Source organism: Ketobacter sp. MCCC 1A13808, assembly GCF_009746715.1.
Lineage (GTDB): Bacteria > Pseudomonadota > Gammaproteobacteria > Pseudomonadales > Ketobacteraceae > Ketobacter.
The window spans coordinates 606,068-626,686 of record NZ_VRKW01000002.1; the positions used below are offsets into that span (position 1 = coordinate 606,068).

General features: G+C 51.1%; 21 protein-coding genes. 3 read left to right on the plus strand and 18 right to left on the minus strand.

Features of this window, described 5'->3' with window-relative positions:
* Positions 1-6: 6 nt before the first annotated feature.
* Positions 7-975: a magnesium transporter CorA family protein gene (locus tag FT643_RS06570; RefSeq protein ID WP_156870393.1), complete on the minus strand. Its 969-nt coding sequence runs from the start codon at positions 973-975 to the stop codon at positions 7-9.
* A 122-nt stretch (positions 976-1,097) separates the two neighbouring features.
* On the opposite strand from FT643_RS06570, the gene FT643_RS06575 reads away from it, so the two are divergent.
* Entirely contained in the window at positions 1,098-1,691 is a 594-nt protein-coding gene (locus FT643_RS06575; protein WP_198043363.1) for a DUF1569 domain-containing protein, read from the plus strand.
* A 69-nt stretch (positions 1,692-1,760) separates the two neighbouring features.
* Positions 1,761-2,219 carry an FKBP-type peptidyl-prolyl cis-trans isomerase gene (locus tag FT643_RS06580; protein ID WP_156870397.1) on the plus strand — a complete coding sequence of 153 codons (459 nt, stop codon included), beginning with the start codon at positions 1,761-1,763 and terminating at the stop codon, positions 2,217-2,219.
* 18 nt (positions 2,220-2,237) lie between these two features.
* Here FT643_RS06580 and FT643_RS06585 read toward each other — a convergent pair whose 3' ends face one another.
* The 6 genes from FT643_RS06585 to FT643_RS06610 form a co-directional block, all read right to left on the minus strand.
* Positions 2,238-3,359 (minus strand): sulfotransferase, encoded by a 1,122-nt coding sequence (locus tag FT643_RS06585; RefSeq protein WP_156870399.1) that lies wholly within the window; start codon positions 3,357-3,359, stop codon positions 2,238-2,240.
* A 6-nt stretch (positions 3,360-3,365) separates the two neighbouring features.
* Positions 3,366-3,746, minus strand: a complete 381-nt coding sequence (locus FT643_RS06590) for a hypothetical protein (protein ID WP_156870401.1) — start codon at positions 3,744-3,746, stop codon at positions 3,366-3,368.
* Complete coding sequence (locus tag FT643_RS06595) at positions 3,746-4,009, minus strand: hypothetical protein (RefSeq protein ID WP_156870403.1); 264 nt, start codon at positions 4,007-4,009, stop codon at positions 3,746-3,748. The genes FT643_RS06590 and FT643_RS06595 overlap by 1 nt, the downstream gene beginning before the upstream one ends.
* A gap of 32 nt (positions 4,010-4,041) precedes the next feature.
* Positions 4,042-5,394, minus strand: a complete 1,353-nt coding sequence (locus FT643_RS06600) for an arylsulfotransferase family protein (protein WP_156870405.1) — start codon at positions 5,392-5,394, stop codon at positions 4,042-4,044.
* 293 nt (positions 5,395-5,687) lie between these two features.
* Positions 5,688-6,287, minus strand: coding sequence for a TetR/AcrR family transcriptional regulator (locus FT643_RS06605; RefSeq protein WP_156870407.1), 600 nt, complete (start codon positions 6,285-6,287; stop codon positions 5,688-5,690).
* 52 nt (positions 6,288-6,339) lie between these two features.
* Positions 6,340-7,110, minus strand: a complete 771-nt coding sequence (locus FT643_RS06610; RefSeq protein WP_156870409.1) for a hypothetical protein — start codon at positions 7,108-7,110, stop codon at positions 6,340-6,342.
* Positions 7,111-7,304: 194 nt separating this feature from the next.
* On the opposite strand from FT643_RS06610, the gene FT643_RS06615 reads away from it, so the two are divergent.
* Entirely contained in the window at positions 7,305-8,045 is a 741-nt protein-coding gene (locus FT643_RS06615; RefSeq protein WP_156870411.1) for an SDR family oxidoreductase, read from the plus strand.
* Between the two features lie 136 nt (positions 8,046-8,181).
* Here FT643_RS06615 and lysM read toward each other — a convergent pair whose 3' ends face one another.
* From lysM to ubiH, 11 genes are all read right to left on the minus strand, one after another.
* On the minus strand, positions 8,182-8,700 hold the full coding sequence (gene lysM, locus FT643_RS06620; protein WP_156870413.1) for a peptidoglycan-binding protein LysM: 519 nt from the start codon (positions 8,698-8,700) through the stop codon (positions 8,182-8,184).
* A gap of 74 nt (positions 8,701-8,774) precedes the next feature.
* Entirely contained in the window at positions 8,775-10,250 is a 1,476-nt protein-coding gene (gene gcvPB / locus FT643_RS06625; protein WP_156870415.1) for an aminomethyl-transferring glycine dehydrogenase subunit GcvPB, read from the minus strand.
* A gap of 42 nt (positions 10,251-10,292) precedes the next feature.
* Entirely contained in the window at positions 10,293-11,651 is a 1,359-nt protein-coding gene (gene gcvPA, locus FT643_RS06630; protein WP_156870417.1) for an aminomethyl-transferring glycine dehydrogenase subunit GcvPA, read from the minus strand.
* A gap of 130 nt (positions 11,652-11,781) precedes the next feature.
* The gene (gcvH, locus tag FT643_RS06635) at positions 11,782-12,168 is read right to left on the minus strand and encodes a glycine cleavage system protein GcvH (RefSeq protein WP_156870419.1); all 387 of its coding nucleotides are present in this window, start codon (positions 12,166-12,168) and stop codon (positions 11,782-11,784) included.
* A 28-nt stretch (positions 12,169-12,196) separates the two neighbouring features.
* On the minus strand, positions 12,197-13,282 hold the full coding sequence (gene gcvT / locus FT643_RS06640) for a glycine cleavage system aminomethyltransferase GcvT (RefSeq protein ID WP_156870421.1): 1,086 nt from the start codon (positions 13,280-13,282) through the stop codon (positions 12,197-12,199).
* Positions 13,283-13,406: 124 nt separating this feature from the next.
* The gene (locus FT643_RS06645) at positions 13,407-15,056 is read right to left on the minus strand and encodes an ABC transporter permease (RefSeq protein ID WP_232339872.1); all 1,650 of its coding nucleotides are present in this window, start codon (positions 15,054-15,056) and stop codon (positions 13,407-13,409) included.
* Positions 15,057-16,112 (minus strand): extracellular solute-binding protein, encoded by a 1,056-nt coding sequence (locus tag FT643_RS06650; protein ID WP_198043364.1) that lies wholly within the window; start codon positions 16,110-16,112, stop codon positions 15,057-15,059.
* A 139-nt stretch (positions 16,113-16,251) separates the two neighbouring features.
* On the minus strand, positions 16,252-17,586 hold the full coding sequence (locus FT643_RS23870) for a sensor histidine kinase (RefSeq protein ID WP_156870423.1): 1,335 nt from the start codon (positions 17,584-17,586) through the stop codon (positions 16,252-16,254).
* Positions 17,587-17,612: 26 nt separating this feature from the next.
* Positions 17,613-18,008, minus strand: coding sequence for a hypothetical protein (locus FT643_RS06660; RefSeq protein ID WP_156870425.1), 396 nt, complete (start codon positions 18,006-18,008; stop codon positions 17,613-17,615).
* Positions 18,009-18,097: 89 nt separating this feature from the next.
* The gene (locus FT643_RS06665; RefSeq protein WP_156870427.1) at positions 18,098-19,369 is read right to left on the minus strand and encodes a UbiH/UbiF/VisC/COQ6 family ubiquinone biosynthesis hydroxylase; all 1,272 of its coding nucleotides are present in this window, start codon (positions 19,367-19,369) and stop codon (positions 18,098-18,100) included.
* Positions 19,366-20,607, minus strand: coding sequence for a 2-octaprenyl-6-methoxyphenyl hydroxylase (ubiH, locus tag FT643_RS06670; protein WP_156870429.1), 1,242 nt, complete (start codon positions 20,605-20,607; stop codon positions 19,366-19,368). The genes FT643_RS06665 and ubiH overlap by 4 nt, the downstream gene beginning before the upstream one ends.
* Positions 20,608-20,619 lie beyond the last annotated feature (12 nt).

Here is a 20,619-nt window from a genome sequence, read left to right on the forward strand (position 1 = left end):
TCCCGGCTAAAGCCAGCCACGCCTTCTGAAAAACAACAACAACGTGATTGCTACAGTCACCATGACGCTCAACAAAATGTAATACCCGTAGGTTGAATGCAGCTCCGGCATATGATCGAAATTCATGCCATAAATACCGGACAATAAACCCAACGGCACAAAAATCGCTGTAATAACCGTGAGCGCCTGCATGGTTTTATTCAGTTGGTGAGACGTCAGGGACAGGTATCCATCGATAAGATCACCACATTGCTCATAAAAAAGCTGTCCAAGGCTGCTTAGTCGCTCACACTTATCGAAAACATCCTGTGTAGAGTGATATAGCCCGGAATCTTCCATATTCATCACTTCGGTTGACTCCCGCAACAACTCCCCGAACACTTTTTCGTGGTAGCGAAATATACGGTTGAGCTTACGCAAGCGGGAGCGATACAAAACCAGTTGCTGCATTAAGGTATCAGTTGGCCGGTCCAGCATCTGATCTTCCATCAGGGTGATCACATCTTCCAAATCCAGCACCCGGTCGATATAGCCGCTCAAGGAAGTATTGATGATGCGGGTGCATAACAAAGCAGGTTCTGCCATATAGCGCATCAGGTCCGCTTCGGCGTTCCACATGGCTTCCACCCCGAACGACTGACCGCTGCGGCGCGTGATAACAAAATTCTTACCGACGAAATACGCCACCTGAACATGCTCCACCACTATTTCCTGGTCAAACTTTTCGAAGCCGCGATAGATAATAAATGTGTTGGATTCAAAGTCCTCGAACTTGGGAGGATGCCTGGGCCGCTGCGTATCCTGAATGGCGAGCTGATGACACCCCAAGGATAATAGCAGTTGCGCTTCCTTCCTCAGATCCTCTCCGGCCATATCCAGCCACAGAAACCCCTCACCCTGATCCTGCCACTGCTGCACCAGGCCCGAATCACCTGTTGTTATTACGCCATTTTTCAAGCATTTCGCTCTAATCATGAAGACCCCATCCCAATGTACGGGCGATTTTGCATAGTTGCCTACCTTATAAACTGAAACCAGTACTACCACAATAAGTTAGGTAGCCGATTAATTCCAGAAGACCCATGAGAGAGCGGCCAATGAAGAATAAAAATAATCATTCGGAAAACACTGACAGCCCGGGCAAAATCAGCCGCAAAGCATTTTTACGCTTAAGCATTGGTAGTGCAGCTGCCATTAGCTTGGGCTCACTGGCTGGCTGCGGTGGTGGTGCGCGCAAGCTTCGTTTTAATGATTTCAACCAGGTGATGGTGGAGCTGGCGCTCATCGAAAATAACCTGGATACCCTCGAAATGCAGCAGGAATGGTCACTCTATAAGGTTTTAACCCACCTTGCACATACCGTGGAGGGCAGTTGGAAGGGGTTCGCCAGCTACGATTCCAATGCACAGCAAGCGGTTCAATATGTTGCCTTCGCCGCGTTTGTGGCGCAAGGTTATATGTCTCACAACCTGACTGCACCGGTTCCATCTCTGGAAGGTGAAATTGCCGATGATGGACCATTAGTGGAAGCGTTTGATAAGTTGCGCAATGCCATCACCTATTTCCAAAATAACCTGACAGCGGAATCAGAGCTCTACGAGCACTTCGCTTATGGCAAGTTGAGCTATCAGGAATGGGAATGGGCAAATACGTTCCACGCTGCTGATCACTTCTCCAGCCTGACCTATTAAAAGCTCCTCCCAAGAATGCATGTGATTCTGTTGGCGGGGTAAAAACGGGGAACAAAGGGAGAGAAACAAATGGAAACCATTCAGAACGGCAAACTGGTGGCCCTGCATTTCACTTTGAAAGACGACACCGGTGAGACAATAGAAACCACCAAAGACTATCTGCCTGCCCTTTATGTCCATGGCCAACGGCAGTTTCCGAAGGGGATCGAAAGGGCGCTGGAAGGTAGACGCACAGGCGATGTGATCGATTCGGCAATTGAACCGCAGCAGGGATTCGGGTTACACAACGAGGCACTGTTACAAACCCTGCCCTTAGACCTTTTCGAAAGCAGCGGACATAAGCTGGAAGTAGGCATGCAAATAAACGCAACAACCGAGTCAGGCGAGATTCCGGTTCGCGTGGTCGTCGTTGATGAAGACACCGTCACCGTTGATGGCAATCACGCTTATGCGGGAAAGCGGCTGCATTTGCATGCGGAAATCCGCAATGTGCGTGACGCAACCATAGAAGAATTGCGGCGATTATAATCCAGGCCCCATTAGGTTTCATTGTTCGCTGAAACTATTTGCCCCGCTTTGTGATACCAGATTGATTGCACCAGCATTCAAACGCTCGAACAGCGCCTGGGTTGCGTTCATCAGCTCATCGGGCAGTGCACTAGTATCGATATTGTGGGTTTTGGGCTCTGTCACGCGCCCTGATAGTGCTACAAACGATTCAATGTCCGGCAACTGCAGATACGTTGCCAGGGCACGCAAACTTGAATCGGGCTTACGACTGAAGCTATCAAAACAAAATAGCGCCACATTAGCCTGCTTATGATCCAGTATATAACGGTATGCCTCAAACCAATAACGCAACCAAAATTCCAGAGTATCCGGGGATAGTGTGGAATAGTTGTCTACCCAGCCATTAAAATTAATCGGCTTTAAATTCTGCCCGAAATCATAATGCCCAATTTCACGCATATAACGTTTCGCAAAGGCATCGTCGTGGTGCAGTTTCAAGAACCCCAGGTGCTGCTTTAGTAATGAAGCGGCATGCTGCAACGGTCCACGAAACGGCACAACGATTTGAGCCTCGGGAAATGCTTTACAGATATATTCAATGCGCCCGATGTTCATATTATTTTTCGACAAATACCGCATCGGCGTCACGCCATTGGTTTGCCGAAGCAATAATATTTTTTTTATGTGGTTATTAAAAAACCGCTCGAATTCTGCGTGCTTGAATTTCGGATGCCAGGGTTTAACCGAACGGGCTTGATACTGTTCTTTCCAGAACTCAACCCAGATCGTTTCTTCGAAGGCTTCCGGGCTTTCCACGCTCACCATCATTCCATCGCCATGAGCGCGTTCACGGGGGGTATCTTCGCGGCGAAATGAGGCTGACACCTTTGACCAGAATATCGGCGTCAACAGCAACGGCATATCTCGATAGAGGTGCACCCCGAATTGCCCGCTGCGCTCTAACATTTCAAGCAGCAGTGTTGTTCCCGCTCTGGGCAGCGCTGTGACAAAAACCGGTTTATGGGGGTTTATGGCGTCCAGCTGCCGCGCATACACTTTGTCTTCCAATGCCGAAAGCCCGATTTGTGCCCCCCTGCTTGAAAACGCGATGTTGTGGACCAGTCGATCAAGAGCGGAATAATTGTTGGCAAAGTCCAATACGTATCAACCCCGTAACCTGGGGATGGTCAAAAGCGCAAGCCCAAGCAAACAGCTTATCGTTATGAATTCCCAGGTGAGTGTTGTTGCGATGATATCATCCAGCGAAAGCAGCCCGAGCTGTTGCAACCCCCACAACACTAAAACGGGGATAGCAATCGCCAGCGCGCTGCCAATCAATATGCTGATAAAATATTTAAAAAAGCGAATGGAAAAAGACTGCATGGCTTTTTCCTTTTCCAGATCACTCATACTGTTGTCAGTCATCGTGCTCATCACGGTGGACGACAATGTAATCACATCTTTGCTCACCTCAATCACACGAAATGCCTTGAGCAGTCCGAAAAAGGCAAACACAATAAAAGCGCCACCGACCCAGTTCACCACTATTCAGATTTTTCCTTAACGGCGACTGCGTCCTGCTCAACTTCGATGGTGTCCTCTTCGATTGTGGCACCGCCTTTCTTACCCCCGATTAATCGTTTTATCGGGTACCAGAAAAAGCCGACAAAGGCGACAACAATGGCCAGCAACAAGGCCAACAATGAACCGATTGCGGACAAACCCGCCCCCGGCCCCACATAAGCGCTCGCCACGCCAGGTAACGATACGAACAACATGGCTGCTAATAAATACAGTTTTTGTTTCATGATATCTGCTTCCTCGATTTTGTAATCCAAGATTAATTCACAGCCTGCTGATGCGGTTCACAGCGTTGCCGTGCCTGCGCGAAAAATTCAGCGTCATAACTGGCGGGAAGGCGCTCAACTTCCTCGATAATACCAAGCCAACCTGGCTCAACAATGTTATACAGCTCCCAAACTTTGGTACCCGCAGAAGTAACTTCCAACGCCCTTCCGAATCTACTCTCAGAAATCAATAGGTTACCGTTTTCAAGCCACTGGTGTTTACCCATAATATTCGTAAAGAAAGGTTGCTTTTGAGTACCTGAATAGGCGACATTGAGGGCTCCGTCCGGCACGGTTTTTAACAATATCCTGCTTGCCGGAACCGGTTCGTGCCCGGGTGTTGACATGTTATGGTTATCGAAAATGGAAATCGTATTGCCGTCAATGAAATCCGGATCGTGTTGGCGTACAAACTCATTTGCCACCGAGTATTTGAGTTTCCAATGTCGATCGAATACTGCGATCGTGTTGGCATTACGCAATGAAATCATAATATCACCGGCCTTGAAAAAGCCCTCCTGCAGTGAGGCTGGAAATACTTCGACATCATTCAAGTGCAAAGTATCCCCGCCTGAAATAGGAAACTGGTTATCCGATGCCTGAACGTAAAGAGCGCCTTCCAGATTGTTCTCTATCAACAAGTCAAATACCGATTTTTCCATCAAGATTTCGCCTTGAGGAGAAACCTTAAGAATCATGGGCTCTATGAATCGTGGGCGATAGAGCGGTAGCTTTTCAATGGCATTTTTGTGATTGATTTGTGCCGACACCCAGATATTGCTTTGTTCATCAATAAAGACCGAATGGTGTGTGCGGTAACGTAATTTCCATACAACATTCCCGCAGACATCCATTCGTACCAAACCCAGATGCTCAAAATTAAAAATCAAGTCACCATTATCAGCAATTTCAGCACCGTGAATGTGCGTTCCCGGTCGCGCCTTCGGCACTTCCGCCCAATCAAGATAATCCGGCGCTGCAGGCCATACGTTATTCCACTCAATGCGCCATCGCTGGGCAGGATCTCCCTGCGCGTTAATTACTTTTACTGACAGACTGTGATCCCCTTCCACAGCCACCACCTTGGTCAGGCCCGGCGCCATCATCTCTTCATCTTGAACCGTGACGGCTTGATCCTGCTCTGTCTTAATAAAATACCAAAGCAAGGACTTGTTTTCCGGCATCAATCGCGTGATTGCGGCCCCGGCCTCAATGAGTGTGTAATAAGGAAAAAGGCGATTATTGGCCGCCACCATGCCGTAAAGCACACTGAAAAATATCAGCGCAAAGGCGAACATCAATTTGGGCACTACGTTTCCGTTAATTTTCTTTCGATTTGGTACCATGGGTATGATGGATTTTCCTTTTTTATTATTGTTTAAGCAGTGTAAGGTCGTCGAATTAAATTTTAGGAGTGCAGGTTCGCATTCGTGCTAACGCACCTGCCTTAGACGCAGTGATTTCACGACTGAAATCGTATTAGTGAGAATGCTGTTATTTGTCTTAAGTAGACACTGTTATAATAGTACAGGAATGCAAATAGGGAAGATATCCCACCAAACACCTTCAGTGGGAATGATAGCTAACTCGCTATTAAACTTACTTTTATATATTCGCTACGGAGGGGGGGTTACCTAAATCATTTTCCAATCAAAAAGTGCCAACTGCTTTCACGGGCGTCCAAAATATCCTTATCGGATAACACCAGCAACTTATCACCCTGGGCTTTGAACAAATTCACAAAAGCACCCCAGAACAGCGTCATCAACACTTCTGCCCGCATATCGGAGCGGTAGATTTTACTATCCTGCATACTCTGGTAATAAGCCAACAACGGAGTCAGCATGCCCTTCTCTACAAGAAAGCTTTTTCTTGTTAAATAAGGACGATGATCCTGCAGCTCCAAAAAGCGGAACGTTTCCGGCTTATTGGTTGCATAATCCACCATGCGTTTCCATACCTCGCAGAACGAAACATAAGGATCGTCGGTATCCGGTAAGTTGTAAAACAAACCGGTTGCCATATTCAATTTCTGCTCTTGATATAGCTCATTTACAAGTGCTTCCTTGCTATCAAAATAGCGATAGATAAGCCCGGTACTGATACCCGCCTCCTGTGCTAATTTTGGCATTGGCACACCATTCACTCCACCGGAAGCGAAGACCTTCAGCGCAGCGCTAAGAATCACTTCGCGCTTGATGTTGCGGGATTTTTTTTCTACCACTTTATTTATCGGCATTTAGACTAACCATGGACGAACGCGAATGTATGACCACTATGTTACTGTATTTTTAAGAGTGAAAGGTTTGGTGAGGCTGAAAAATACAAATATTTGTTCCACCCATACTATTACTATCCGTTAATTCGCAAAAATACGTATAGGCAGTATCGGGTTTTAACGCGGCACCCAATACCAGAGTGGTTCGGTTTTTACCGGCTTCCGGGTTCGTCAGCCGCTGTAAAAAAATATTATCCCACCAATACAGGTTCTGTGTATCGAATTCTAGCGCACTGGCAGCTTCGCATAAACGAAAAACATAATACGCATCCACTCCTGATAGCTCACTGAGCGAATCGCATGTCACTTTAATATTGTGCAACGGCGCGCCGTCGGGCAATTTCTCATTCTGACCGGGGTGATAACTGTTTTTCAGTTTTTCCCGGTTCTGCAAATACGCGGTCGTCATCCTATCAGTGGATGTATTGTCCTGTGTCCGGGATATTTCCGTCGTTGCCCCATCTTTGCACTGCACAACGATCCGATATTCTCCTGGATCCATAAAGCCCGTCGTCAGATTCACCATATACCAATGCGAGTTGGTAGTTCGGTCATAAATCCATCCATTCAGGTTAGATCGCGTAAATTCTTGGTTAGCGATATCCACTTCATAGCCATTCGGACCTATAGCCGTGATGGTTTCGACCAGCTCATGCACCGGACGTCCGCCTGTCGGGTGGAATGCGAGAAGGAATTTATGCTGCTCCTTTGGTAGCGGTGTATCAAAATCCATATAAACATTACAGGCCATTAAGTCATAGATATTGACCGTTTCACTGCTCATATTTTTGTGCTCCTGTTTCATTATTGATAATTTCCCTTAAGAAAGCAGTCCATTAAATGATCATTCATTTAATGGATAAAATGCTACTCCAAGTTTCCACCGCATGCAAAACACTTTATCAATTTCACGGATTAACCGTAGCCGGTGAAAGCCGGCTTACTTTCAAACGTTTATTCACCAAAAAGGAATTAAATATGTCTGGGCTTGAAGGAAAAGTTATCGTTATCACCGGTGCCAGCAGTGGTATAGGCGAGGCCACCGCCAAGTTACTTGCGGAACAGGGCGCTAAATTGATGCTCGGCGCGCGCAGGGAAGAACGTCTGGCGGCTCTGGTCGATGATATTGGCTCTGCCGGAGGGAGCGCAGCTTACCGCGTAACGGATGTCACTCAAAGAGACCAGGTCAAGGCTCTGGCCGATGCCGCTACGGAGGTCTTTGGCCCGGTGGATGTATTGATTAACAATGCCGGTCTCATGCCGGTTTCACGTATGGCAGAAATGAAAGTTGACGAGTGGGATCGCATGGTCGACGTGAATATCAAAGGCGTTTTAAACGGAATTGCAGCGGTATTAACCGGTATGATGGAACGCGGTAACGGACATATTATTAATATTGCATCCGTTGCCAGCCAGAAAGTGATGGCTGCAGGTGCGGTGTATTGCGGTACCAAATTTGCGGTGCGAGCCATTACTGAAGGCTTGCGACTGGAAGTAGGAAAAAATGTCCGAACTACCCTAATCTCACCCGGCGCGGTCGCCACTGAGCTTCCCCAAACCATCAGCAATCCGGCAGCACAGCAATACGTTGCCGGATTATATGCAAAAGAGGCTATCGACCCGGTTGTGATTGCGCAGGCCATCCAATTTGCTATCGGACAGCCGGATCATGTGGACGTCAACGATATCGTAGTTCGTCCCACAGTGCAGGAATTCTAAGGTCTGACCAAGCCTGTTGGTTAGCACGAAGATAACGTCAGAAAAACAAAACGCCGACACAGATTCCGGTCGGCGTTTTGTTTTTATTCCCAGCAAATCGAATTCAGGCTGAGGTTGCACCAGCCTGCGGCCCGGTCTATTCCTGCGGTATACGCAAACTCTGACCGACATAAATTTTATCGGGATCGGATAGCATGGGTTTATTGGCTTCAAATATTTTCATATAGTAATTCGCCTGACCCAGCGTTTCTTTTGCAATCTGACTTAATGTATCCCCGGCCTTTACCGTATAAAATTGCGCTGATTCAGTGCTGACGGGTGAATCTGTTGCCGCTGCCTCAGCCACCTGCAACTGACAATCAACCTGGGAAATTCCATTTTGATTTCCGGCCACCAGTGTTACTTTTTCACTGACCTCCTGGCTCGGTACAGAGCCGGTCAATACCACCTTTTCACCATCTACATCCGCACTGAACGGATCGGCTCCCAAATTCAGTTCTGCCACGCTGCGCTCAATATTAGCCTTACGCAACTCATTCATTCGTTCCGGCGTTATGGTAACGGGTTTATTGAGATCCTCATCGCCATGCGTCAGATCATAGACCTTACTACCTAGTGCGCCACCTGCTTCCCGTACAAAGCTGAATAAACCCATAGTACATCGTCCTGGTTGAAAAAAATGAGAGACTTTGAATCTAAACGCGAGCCCGAAGCCTGTCAACGCCTCAGTTACACCGATTGCTTCTGTTCTGGTTGCCACACCAAATCCAATTCACGGGCGGCCTTCACATCATCCAGACGTCGCACCGGCTGGGTGTAGGGCGCCCCTTTCACCAGGTCCGGCGTTTCTTCCGCCTCTTTGCGTATCTTGATCATGGCCTCAATAAAACCATCCAACTCAGCGGGCGCTTCCGTTTCCGTTGGCTCAATCAGCCAACATTCCGGCACCAGCAAGGGGAAATAAGTAGTGGGCGCGTGGTAGCCATAATCCAGCATGCGTTTGGCAAAATCCATTGCAGTAACCCCCAGATCTTTGGCCTCTTTACTCAGGGTTATGATGAACTCATGGGTTGCCCGACGATCCGGATAAGCCAGCTGAAAACCGGCGGCAGCGGCCTTTTTCATCATGTAGTTAGCATTCAGCGTAGAAAACTCGCCCACACGATGCATGCCTTCCCTGCCCAGAACACTGGCGTAAAAGAAAGCCCGTAATAACACACCGGCATTCCCCATGTAGGTGGACAGGCGGCCGATGGTGCCGGGAATATCTTTTTCCGTTAACCAGCGATATTGTGCCTTCCCATCGATTTCCTCTTTGCCCACTATCGGGGTCGGAAGATACGGCAACAATCTTTCACCTACCCCCACAGGTCCTGCTCCGGGGCCACCGCCACCATGGGGTGTGGCAAAGGTTTTATGCAGGTTCATATGCAACACATCGAAACCCATGTCGCCGGGGCGCACTTTACCCAGGATCGCATTGAGGTTGGCGCCATCGTAATATAATAATCCGCCTGCCTCATGTACCGCTTTGGCAATGTCTTTAATTTCACGTTCAAACACACCGCACGTCGATGGGTTCGTCATCATAAGTCCCGCCGTGTGCGGACCCACAGCAGCTTTTAAAGCCGCCAGATCCACATCACCGTGTTTATCGACAGGGATCTCCCGCACTTTGTATCCGCACATTACCGCTGTAGCAGGGTTGGTGCCATGGGCCGCTTCCGGAATCAGTATTTCCGTTCGCTCATGATCATTGCGTGCTTCATGATACGCCCGGATCATTGCCACCCCGGCGAACTCACCCTGGGCTCCGGCCATCGGGGTTAATGACACGCCTTTCATTCCAGTGACGTCTTTGAGCACTTCCTGCAAATCATAAAGGCAGGCCAGATAGCCCTGACTATGCTGTTCCGGTGCCAGCGGATGACGCGCTAAGAAACCCGGTAACATGGCGCCGCGGTGGGCGCCTCGGGGATTGTATTTCATGGTGCAACTACCCAGAGGATAAAACTGGGTGTCGATACTGAAATTTTTCCGGGAAAGGTTGGTGTAATGCCGCACCACCTGCATTTCTCCCACTTCGGGCATAAGGGGTTTTTGTTTGCGACGCAATTCATCGGGAATATTGTCTCCAATGGTTTGCGCTGATGGTGCTTGTGACGTTGCGCGGCGTCCACTTTGGCTTTTTTCAAAAATCAGCATGGTTTCAGTTCCACAAAATAACGTTTATATCCAGCGACGGGATTACTTCAATGCAGCATGTAAAGCATCGGCATAAAGTTGCAGATCGCTTTCCGTTTTTGTTTCTGTGACGCAAAGTAAAATGCAGTATTCCATTCCCGGATAATACACACCCAGATCTATTCCGCCCTGTATTCCTTTATCTGCTAATGTCTGTAATACCACCGATGCAGGTTTGGGGACCCGTATCACTGCTTCGTGAAACACCGGAGCCGAAAATACTTTTTCCACGCCTTCAATTGCGGTTAGCTTATCGAGCAGTGACAAGGTGCCGTTAAGACTGGCCAACGCCACTTGCTCAAGTCCATCGGCTCCCAGCAAACTCATATAAATGGTGGCCGCCGTCATCGCCAAGCCCTGGTTAGTACATATATTGGAAGTGGCTTTGGAGCGCCGGATATGCTGCTCCCGTGCCTGTAATGTGAGGGCAAAACCCGGTCGGCCCTCCATATCCACGGTGCGGCCGATAATACGGCCCGGCATTTGCCGCACCAGCGATTGCTTACAGGTGATAAAACCAAAGTAGGGACCGCCGGAGGATAGTGGCACACCCAGAGGCTGTCCCTCTCCACAGGCGATATCTGCACCCGATTGGCCCCATTCACCCGGAGGGGTAAGAATGGCCAGAGAGGTCGGGTTAACCACCCCGATCACCAGCATGGCGTTGGCATGCGCCCAGTCCGTGAGCGCATTTACATCTTCCAGTGAACCAAAAAAATTCGGTTGTTGAATAATTAATGCGGCATAGTCCTGACCTTCGTAAGACTTCAGATCAGAAACCGAAGTACGACCGGTACCGCTTCCAAATGCGACGTCTTCCAGCACCAGTCCCTGGTTTTCCACAATATTGAGTGTGGCTTCACGGTACAGCGGATTCACCGAGGTCAACACCAATACTTTTTTCGACTTCGATTTGCGGTTTGCCCGTACCGCCATGAGCACGGCTTCGGCCAGACCGGAGCCACCGTCATACAACGAGGCGTTAGAAACGTCCATGGCGTTCAGATGCGCGACCATGGATTGATATTCGTAGATGAGTTGCAGAGTGCCCTGACTGGCTTCCGCCTGATAGGGTGTATACGCAGTTAAAAACTCACCCCTCCCCGCCAGCTCCCACACTGCTGCCGGAATGTGATGCTCGTATGCTCCGGCACCGATGAAACATAACTTGTTGCTGTCCTGCGCAGCTCGATCGCTCATGATGCGCAAGGTGTCCATTTCGCTTTTACCATCGGGTACGTGTTGTAGCCGCTGGGCAATGATGTCCTTGGGAATTTCATCGAACAAATCGTCGATACTTTTGGCACCAATGGTATCGAGCATGTGCTTAATATCATCATTGGTATGGGGTATATAGGGCATGTCAGGTTTCCCCAGTCTGGAAGTTAGATCGGCTATCGGGAATTAGGAAGTTAAACGTGCAAATCCCGCACCAGCGCTGGTTGCATGCTGATGCGGGTTTAGCGGGATCTCGGTGTTCGGCTTGAGCGGCTTATTCGTCGTCCAGCTGCTCCTGATATTCGTCAGCGGTCAGGGTGTTTTCCACTTCCTGTTCGTCCGCCATCTGGATTTTGAACATCCAACCCTCGCCGTAGGAATCAGAGTTGACCAGTTCAGGTTCCGCTTCCAGACGCTCATTGACTTCGATGACTTCACCAGACACCGGAGTATAAATATCGGAAGCGGCCTTAACGGATTCCACCACGCCGGCTTCGTCACCTGCCGCCAGAGTCGTGCCTATATCCGGCACTTCCACAAACACCAGATCGCCCATGGCTTTCTGGGCATGATCAGTGATGCCGATGGTGGCAACGCCATCTTCAACCCGTACCCACTCGTGCGAAGACAGGTAGCGTAATTCGATTGGTATATCGCTCATGGTTTCGATTCCTCGGATCTAAACAGATTTATTCAAATACTTTCTTGCCGTTGCGGACAAACGGCGGTTTCACGACTCTGACATCATGTAACCTGCCGCGGATTTCTACCTGTGCAGTCGCTGCCGTGCCTGCCGGCACCCGGGCCAAAGCAATAGAATAGCCCAAGGTAGGTGAAAATGTACCACTGGTAATTTCCCCTTCGCCAACGTTTTCTATAAGCACTTTCTGGTGCCCCCTCAGGACGCCCCGGGTTTCCATCACCAAGCCTACCTGTTTCATGGCAACTCCCTCATTTTTCAGCTGTTGCAGGGACGCCCTGCCGATGAAGTTCCGCTCCTCAGGCTGCCAGGCTATAGTCCAGCCCATACCGGCCGCTAACGGCGATACACCTTCATCCATATCGGAGCCGTACAGATTCATACCCGCTTCCAGCCGCAACGTGTCCCTGGCACCCAGGCCGCAGGGAACTACTCCACCAGCGATCAGCTGCTGCCAGAAATCAGCGGCTTGGCCTTCAGGCAACATAATTTCGAGCCCGTCTTCACCGGTATAGCCGGTACGGGCGATAAACCAATCTTCGCTCGGCTGGCCCTCAAATACGCTCAGCGTGTTGATCACATCCGCTTTTGGTGAGCCTAATACGGCCGCGGCTTTAGGGATCGCATTGGGACCCTGCACTGCAATCATGGCGAAATCGGGACGCTCTTGTAGAGCCACATCAAAATCTGTGGCCTGTTGCTGCATCCAGGAAAGGTCTTTTTCACGAGTCGCGCAGTTGACGACCAGCCGATACCAACCGTTCATGTTATAAACAATAAGATCGTCGATAACGCCGCCATCCGGATCCAGCATTGCGCTATAAAGGGCTTTGCCGGTCGCTTTCAGTTTGGCTACGTTATTCGCCAGCAAATTCTGCAAGTAGGCCTGACTTTGCGCCCCGGTCACATCGACCACCGTCATGTGAGAGACATCGAACATGCCCGCATCGGTCCGCACGCTGTTGTGCTCTTCAATTTGCGAACCATAGTGGATGGGCATATCCCAGCCGCCAAAATCGACGATTTTCGCTCCGGCTTGAAGATGGCTTTCATATAGGGCTGTGCGCTGGGCCATGCTGAATGCTCCGGTCTTGAGGGTTGCGCTTAAGCGTGGGGCTATCGAATGAGGCGCATTGTACTCAGCTGAAGGGACGGTGACCAGAGCCACCTCAAATAAACGCGGGCCGCCAACGAACCCGTTAGCGGGAGGAGCCGCGCACCAGCACTATCACCGGTATCAACCCCACCAGCACCAGTGTGAGCCCGGGTAATGCCGCTTGCGGCCACATGCCTTCAGAAGTCATTTCATAAATACGCACAGCCAGTGTATCCCAGCCAAAAGGGCGCATCAGCAACGTCGCCGGCATTTCTTTCATGACATCCACAAAAACAAGCAAAGCAGCGGTAAATAAGCCCGGTGCCAGCATCGGCAGATAAATTCGGCGTACAATATCCATGGGCTGTGCCCCCAGAATCGACGCAGCTTCTGGAATCGAAGGCCTGATTCGCTCCAGGCTGGTTTCGACCGGCCCATAAGCCGCCGCCAGAAACCGGGTAGCGTAAGCTAGTAACAGCGCCAACACCCCGCCCACAAACCAGGGTTGCACGGCGAATCCCAAACCACTCTGGACAGCGGCAACGATGCTATCCAACCAATTAAAACTGAGCATGATACCCACAGCCAACACCGAGCCGGGCAGTGCGTAGCCAACGGTTGCCAGCCGTACCACCGCAGCAGACAATTTTCCCTTGTAGGTTCGTTTGTATAACGCCAGCAGGAACGCGGCAGCGACGGTGATGATCGCCGCCAATGCAGCCAGTGATAGGGTGTGCCCCACCAGCCCCATATATCGACTATCCAGATCGCGCCAGGAATATTTGGCCACCCAGAAGACCAGTTGTGCTACCGGAACCAGAAAGGCCAGCGTCAGCACCAAACCACAGTAAAGCGTTGCCGCCACGGCTCTGCCGCCCCGTAACGGGATACGGGAGTGGGCCACCGCTCGCTTGCCACTTTGAAAATATTCGGCTCCTCCACGTATTTTGCGTTCGGCAAACAGGCCGCTGAGCACAATAAGCAACAGAATGGACGCCAACTGCGCCGCTGTACGAATATCAAAGAAGCCATACCAGGCTTTATAGATCGCAGTGGTAAAGGTATCGTAATTGAAGATCTGTACCGCACCGAAATCCGCCAGGGTTTCCATCAGTGCCAGCGCCAATCCCGCCACAATAGCCGGCCTCGCCATCGGCAATGCCACTTTGAAAAAGCCCAACACCGGGTTATAACCCAACACACGTGCTGCTTCCAGAGGCTCGCGCCCCTGCGCCAAAAAGGCATTGCGGGAAAGCATATACACGTAAGGATAGAGCACCAGTGACATCACCATTACTACGGCTCCGGTGCCACGAAAGCTGAAGGAAATGCCGCTACCGAACCAGGCGCGCAGCTGCTGTTGCACCGGGCCGGAATAATCCAGCAGCCCGACCATTACAAACGCCATCACATAAGCGGGTACAGCCAGTGGCAGCATTAAACCCACATCGAAAAGCTTGCGCCCGGGAAACTGGCAGGATGCCGTCAACCATGCCAAAGACACCCCCAATATCAGCACCGAAATGGACACCCCGAGCACCAATATAAACGTATTCCCGAGCAACCGCCCCAACTGGGTTTGTATCAGGTGTAACCACAGGTCGGCTTCGATACCGTTCCAGCTCAAAACCACCACCAGCAGAGGTGCCGCCACCATCGTGGCCAGCACCAACGCTGCGGCACGCAAAAGCCCGATCCGCCTGAGCAGACCGGGCTTTTGCGCTTCGTTGTAGCGGTGTGTCAGTTCAGACAATTATCGGTAGCCTGTGCGATCCATCAATTTAATCGCTTCGCCCTGACGCTGCCCGGCAACTTCGACCGGCAATTGATCGGCTTTGAAATCGCCCCAGGACTTCACCAGGTCATTCACTGGAACCGCTGGGTTAACTGGAAACTCCATATTAACGCCGCCAAAAATACGCTGGGCCTCGCCCCGCGACAACCACTCGATCAGCTTCTGTGCTTCGCCCGGGTGTTTGGCATACTTGGTGACACCGGCTCCGGAGATATTGACGTGCACGCCCGAGATCTCCTGATTGGCCCAGAATAATTTGAGTGGAATCTCAGGGTCTTCCGCTTGCATACGCCCAAAGTAATAGCTGTTTACAATCCCCACATCACACTGACCGGCAACAATCGCCTGCATCAGCAACGTATCATCAGCAAAAACGTCCGTGGCCAGATTATCTACCCACCCCTTGACCACTTCTTCGGTGCGTTCGATTCCATGACGTTCGATCAACGTAGCTACCAGTGATTGGTTATACACTTTCTTTGAGGTACGCAAACACAGACGCCCATTCCAGTCTTCAGTGGAAAGGTTTTCGTAGGTGCTTAGTTCTTCCGGTTTAACCCGCTCAGTGGAGTAAACTATCGTTCGCGCCCGCACCGACAAACCAAACCAACGATGCTCCGAATCCTGAAACTTATCGGGCACGTCTTCTTCCAGGGTTTTGGATTGAATGGGGCGTAACAGCCCCAAATGCGCTGCCTGCCAAAGATTACCCACGTCAACGGTAATCAGCATATCTGCGGGAGTCCGCTCACCCTCGGCTTCCAGGCGGGCAATAAGGGGCCCTGCTGCATCCGTAATATAGGTGATTTTAACACCGGTCTCTTCACTGTATAAATCGAAAAGCGGCTTCACCAATTGCTCTTTACGCGATGAATAAACCACGACTTCTGGTGTATCGGCACTCGCCTTTGCTGGTTCGTTATCGCCGTCGCTCTTATCGCTATTCTCGCTACAACCGGCGACAGAAAGTAACATGACCAATGATAGGGCCCCGACACTCAGGTATTTACCCATTACTTATTGCTCCCGTGGAATACATATGAACACTCTCTGACGGACTATTTGTACAACAGTTCAACAGATTGGGGGATCAGATGATAATACCTTGCATTTGCAAATGAAACTGCTTCCCTGCATATTCCGCTCGATTCAATTAAACGGTCGGCAGAAAGAGGTTGAAACAGGTCAGACCTGTCGGGTCCTGGTGTAAAGTCAATTTACCACCATGCAACAGTACCAGCTCCCACGCCAGAGGCAACGCCAGACCGGAGCTGCCTGCCTCTCTGGCACATTTACTGTGTAAATGATCGTAGCGGTCAAACAAGCGCAACTGCTCGGGCGGGGAAAGCAATTCGGCGTAGTAGCAAACCTGAATCAACCCGCCCTGCTGCAAATTTCCAAGCTCAACATTAATCGTTTTTTTGACGGAATATTTGATGCTGTGAGCCAGAATACTAATCAGCACTTGCACAATACGCTGTCCGTCAGCAATCACCTGCACACTGTTGCCAAACACCAGTTTCACATTACTGCCAGCCCGCAGCGCCTCAGGCTCGACCTCGCGCCAGGCTCGATCCAGCGCTTGCTGCAGCTCCAGCGGACTTTTGCTCAAGGTCATACTGCCGGCTTCTATCCGCGACAGATCCAACAAATCATCCAACAGTCGCATCATGCGCTGGCCATTAATTAAAATGTGATTCAGAGCATCAATCTCCCGCTTCTGCAGGCGTCCGGATACATGCTTGTTCAAACGCTGCGAAAAGCCGAGCACCGAATTAAGCGGTGTACGCAATTCGTGACTCATATTAGCCAGAAAGCGGGTTTTGGCCAGCACTGCCCGTTGGGCGTCTTCTTCCGCCTGCTCTGCCCGTTGAATATGTAGTTTGAGATCATGGTTTTGACGGGCCAGAGTTTTCTCGGACTGTTCTAGCTGGGAAAGATAGCTGCTCATCAGAATCAGAATGGCCGCAGTTACACCAAAGCACTGCACCAACACCTGGGAGGGTCGCGAGTCCGGCGGCGTTAAATCCAGAAAAGGCATGCCTTGCTGCTGCAGAAAGTGCACCAGCGCCAGGGACAGCAAAATCAAAATGCCCCACATCAAGCCGGTGCGTAAACTCACCAGCAATCCTGCCAATAAGGGAACGACCAACCACCATCCGGTTGCTATTGAGCCGATTCCACCACCGGTATAGATGGCGCCGGCTCCCGCCACATAAAGGGCCAGCGGGGCGAGATGGGACGCGGGATAGAGTTTTTTGGTAAAGCGAAGCAACAGGATGGAGGCCATCATCAATAGCATCGCACAGGGAATGGCCACCATGCGAACTTCAATTTGCCACTGAAAAGCACGCAACAGATAGGGGACACCGAGCAGCAGCAATAGATAAGCCGAAGCAGTTAATGTGCGCACCCGGCGCAACTCAATCGGAGTCGTGTTCGTTGACTCCCAACCACTATTCAGCAGCCAATCCATTTGGTTGCGCACTCAATAACGCTCCGAATAGTTTTCGTTTAAGCGGCGACTTCTTTGCCGGAATCCGCCTTTTTCCCGTCATCTGAGCTGGCCTGGTTTTCCGTCCCGGGCTGGCCCTGTGTCTGGTTGTTCTGTTGCGCCGCCGGCGCCCCGGAATCGGCTTCCGGCAGTAATTCGGGTTGCTGAGGATCCGGCCCGAGTTCTTCCAGCACCGGACGCAGCTTTTCGCTTAATCCCACTTCGCACACCCTGCCACGCAGATCTATGTCTTTGGCGTTCATTTCTATCAGTTGGTTCAGCGCCTGATCGTAGTGACGCTGATGATACAGCTCCGCTGTATCTTTGCCGGACACCCATTCACCCTTGCGGGTTAAATACTGGCCCAGTTGATTGCGCACGACAAACGTAGTTGCTGTAGTTGTCATGGTTGACATTACTAACTCCTGGTTTTACATCCAAATCAATAGGGCAAATTAACAGCCCTGAAAAACTAACTTTAGCAGTTTAGAAATTTGCTACCAAATCAGAAGTCGGCTAGCAGCCCCGGCTGCGCCAAAACCGGCAAATCACCTTCCATTCCCATCGCCCTCACCATAATATGGTTTTTAAGATGCCCATGCTGATTAAACAGGGACATTCCCCTGTTACGCAGCACGCGCAAGGGAGCAAGATCGGCTCCGAACAACTGCTTGAACCCTTCCATTGCCGACATCATCAACAAGTTGTGGGGTTTTCGCCGCCGCTGGTAGCGACGCAGAATACTGAAATCCTGCATCGGTAGCTGATTCTCTGCTGCTCTGTGAATTTCTTCCGCCAAAACAGCTGCGTCCAAAAATCCAAGGTTGATGCCTTGACCAGCCAACGGATGCAGGCTGTGGGCCGCATCACCGATCAGCGCGACGCCAGGCATAGCGTAATACACCGCGTGATTCTGAATCAGCGGAAATCGGAAGCGTCGATCCACCGACAACACAGCGCCCAGCCGGTGCTCAAATGCTTGCGCCAATTGGCTGCAAAACGCGGCATCATCCATTTCTGTAAGGGCTTTGGACTGTTCGTGCCCCAGTGTCCAGACGATAGAACTGATACAGGACCGATGGTGATTCCCTGCCCCCTCCTGCAAAGGCAGAAACGCTAACGGACCGGACTCCAGGAATACCTGACGGGCAGTACACTGATGGGGCTGCTCGGTTTTCACGGTAGTCACTATGGCCTGTTGTCCATAATCCCAGGTACGGCAGCGGAAGCCCAATTGATCCCGCACCCGCGAACGGCCACCGTCCGCACCGACCAGAATTGCCGGTTGCAGTTCAGCACCATCCTCCAGCACCACTAGCCACCCATCTGCCTGGTCCCGCTCCAGAATCTTCTGCAGTCCCTGCTGCCGGATCTCGATATTGTCTGCGGCTTGTACCCGCTGCAGCAAACAATGTGTGGTGATCCGGTTTTCTACAATATGCCCTACATGTTCCTCCCCCACATCCCGGGCGTGAAACTGGATGTTGCCGGTGCCATCCCGGTCCCACACATCCATGTGAGCAAAAGGACTTATCCGGTATTGTGCCATGTCATCCCATACGCCGAGTTTACGCAGAATATTCTCTGAAGCATGAGTGAGGGCACTAACCCGGGGATCAAACGCATCCGGCCATTGATCCGGTGACGGCGGCATCTGCGGATCGATCAGCAATACCGAAACCTCAGAGTCCGCCAACGCAGCCGCTAAAGCCAGACCCGCCATTCCGGCGCCGGCGATTAAAACATCCGGCTTTTCGAGCCGTGAATTCGAGTTCATAAAGTGACTTCCGGCAAACGAGTGGAGACAGAGCGCCCCATGGCATGGCGAGCCACCAATCGCTTAGTGCCCCGCAGCGAATCAAACAAAATCAATCCGGAATTGCGCAAGAGATTCAATGGGGTACTCCTGTTGCTGAACAATTTGGTCAGCTGGTCGGAAAACAAAATAGTGTTGCGCTGGTCTTGCACACGCCGCTGCAAATAGTCTGACAGCAGACGAAAATCCCCCGCCGGACGACCTAGTCTGCGGGCCTTGTCCAGCACCTGTACCAGCACCGCCACATCGCGCATGGACATGTTAAACCCCTGTCCCGCCACCGGGTGTAAACCATGCGCGGCATTACCCAGCACGACCACATTCGGGCGCACCTGCTCTTTCGACAGCGTCAGGGCTAACGGGTAGCGGTACCGTTTACCCACCTGAACCAAAGCACCCACGCCCCGCCCCGCTACCGCCTCTAACCGACGCAAGAAAACATCGTCCTCAACCCGCATTAATTCATCGGCAAGCTGCGGCGCGACGCACCAGGTCAAACCCAGACGGTTATCGGTTTGGGGCAGGATAGCGAGCGGGCCGTTCGAGGTAAAACGTTCCAGCGCCATATTCTGATGGGGAGATTCCGGCGTTACCGTTGTGACAATGGCAACCTGCTCGTAGGCTTTCGACTCTGAGGCTATGCCCAGCAATTGGCGTCCTTGCGATTCTGCGCCATCGGCAATCACCAGCAAGGGTGTACGCTGCCGGGATTGCGTGCCGTTCTGCTCCACTGTCGCAACAATCTCCGGTCCGTCATAGTAAAGACCAATCACCTGAGCCGGAGCTAAAAAGTCGACATTCGCCAGATTACCAAGATGTCCGGACAACGCCTGACCGATGTAGCGGTTTTCAATTACATAGCCCAACGCCCGCACCCGCTCTTCAGATGCACGGATTACTGCCTTGCCAAAGCTGCCCTGTTCGGTGATTTCAATTGTTTCTATGGGTACCGCATTGCGGCGCAATTGATCCCATAGACCCAGCTGGTCGAAGATGTGACAAGTCCCATTGGCCAGCGCGGTATTGCGGGCATCGTAGCTGGGGTGAAATTCCCCCTGCTGCTGCGGCGGTACAAACTTTTCCACCACCGCAATCCGCAAAGCAGCGTCCCTGGCCATACACGCTGCCAGCGACGCTCCAACCAGGCCGCCGCCCATAATGATGACATCGTAATCCGTATTGACCGCTCCGTTGTTCACTGTGTCCGCACC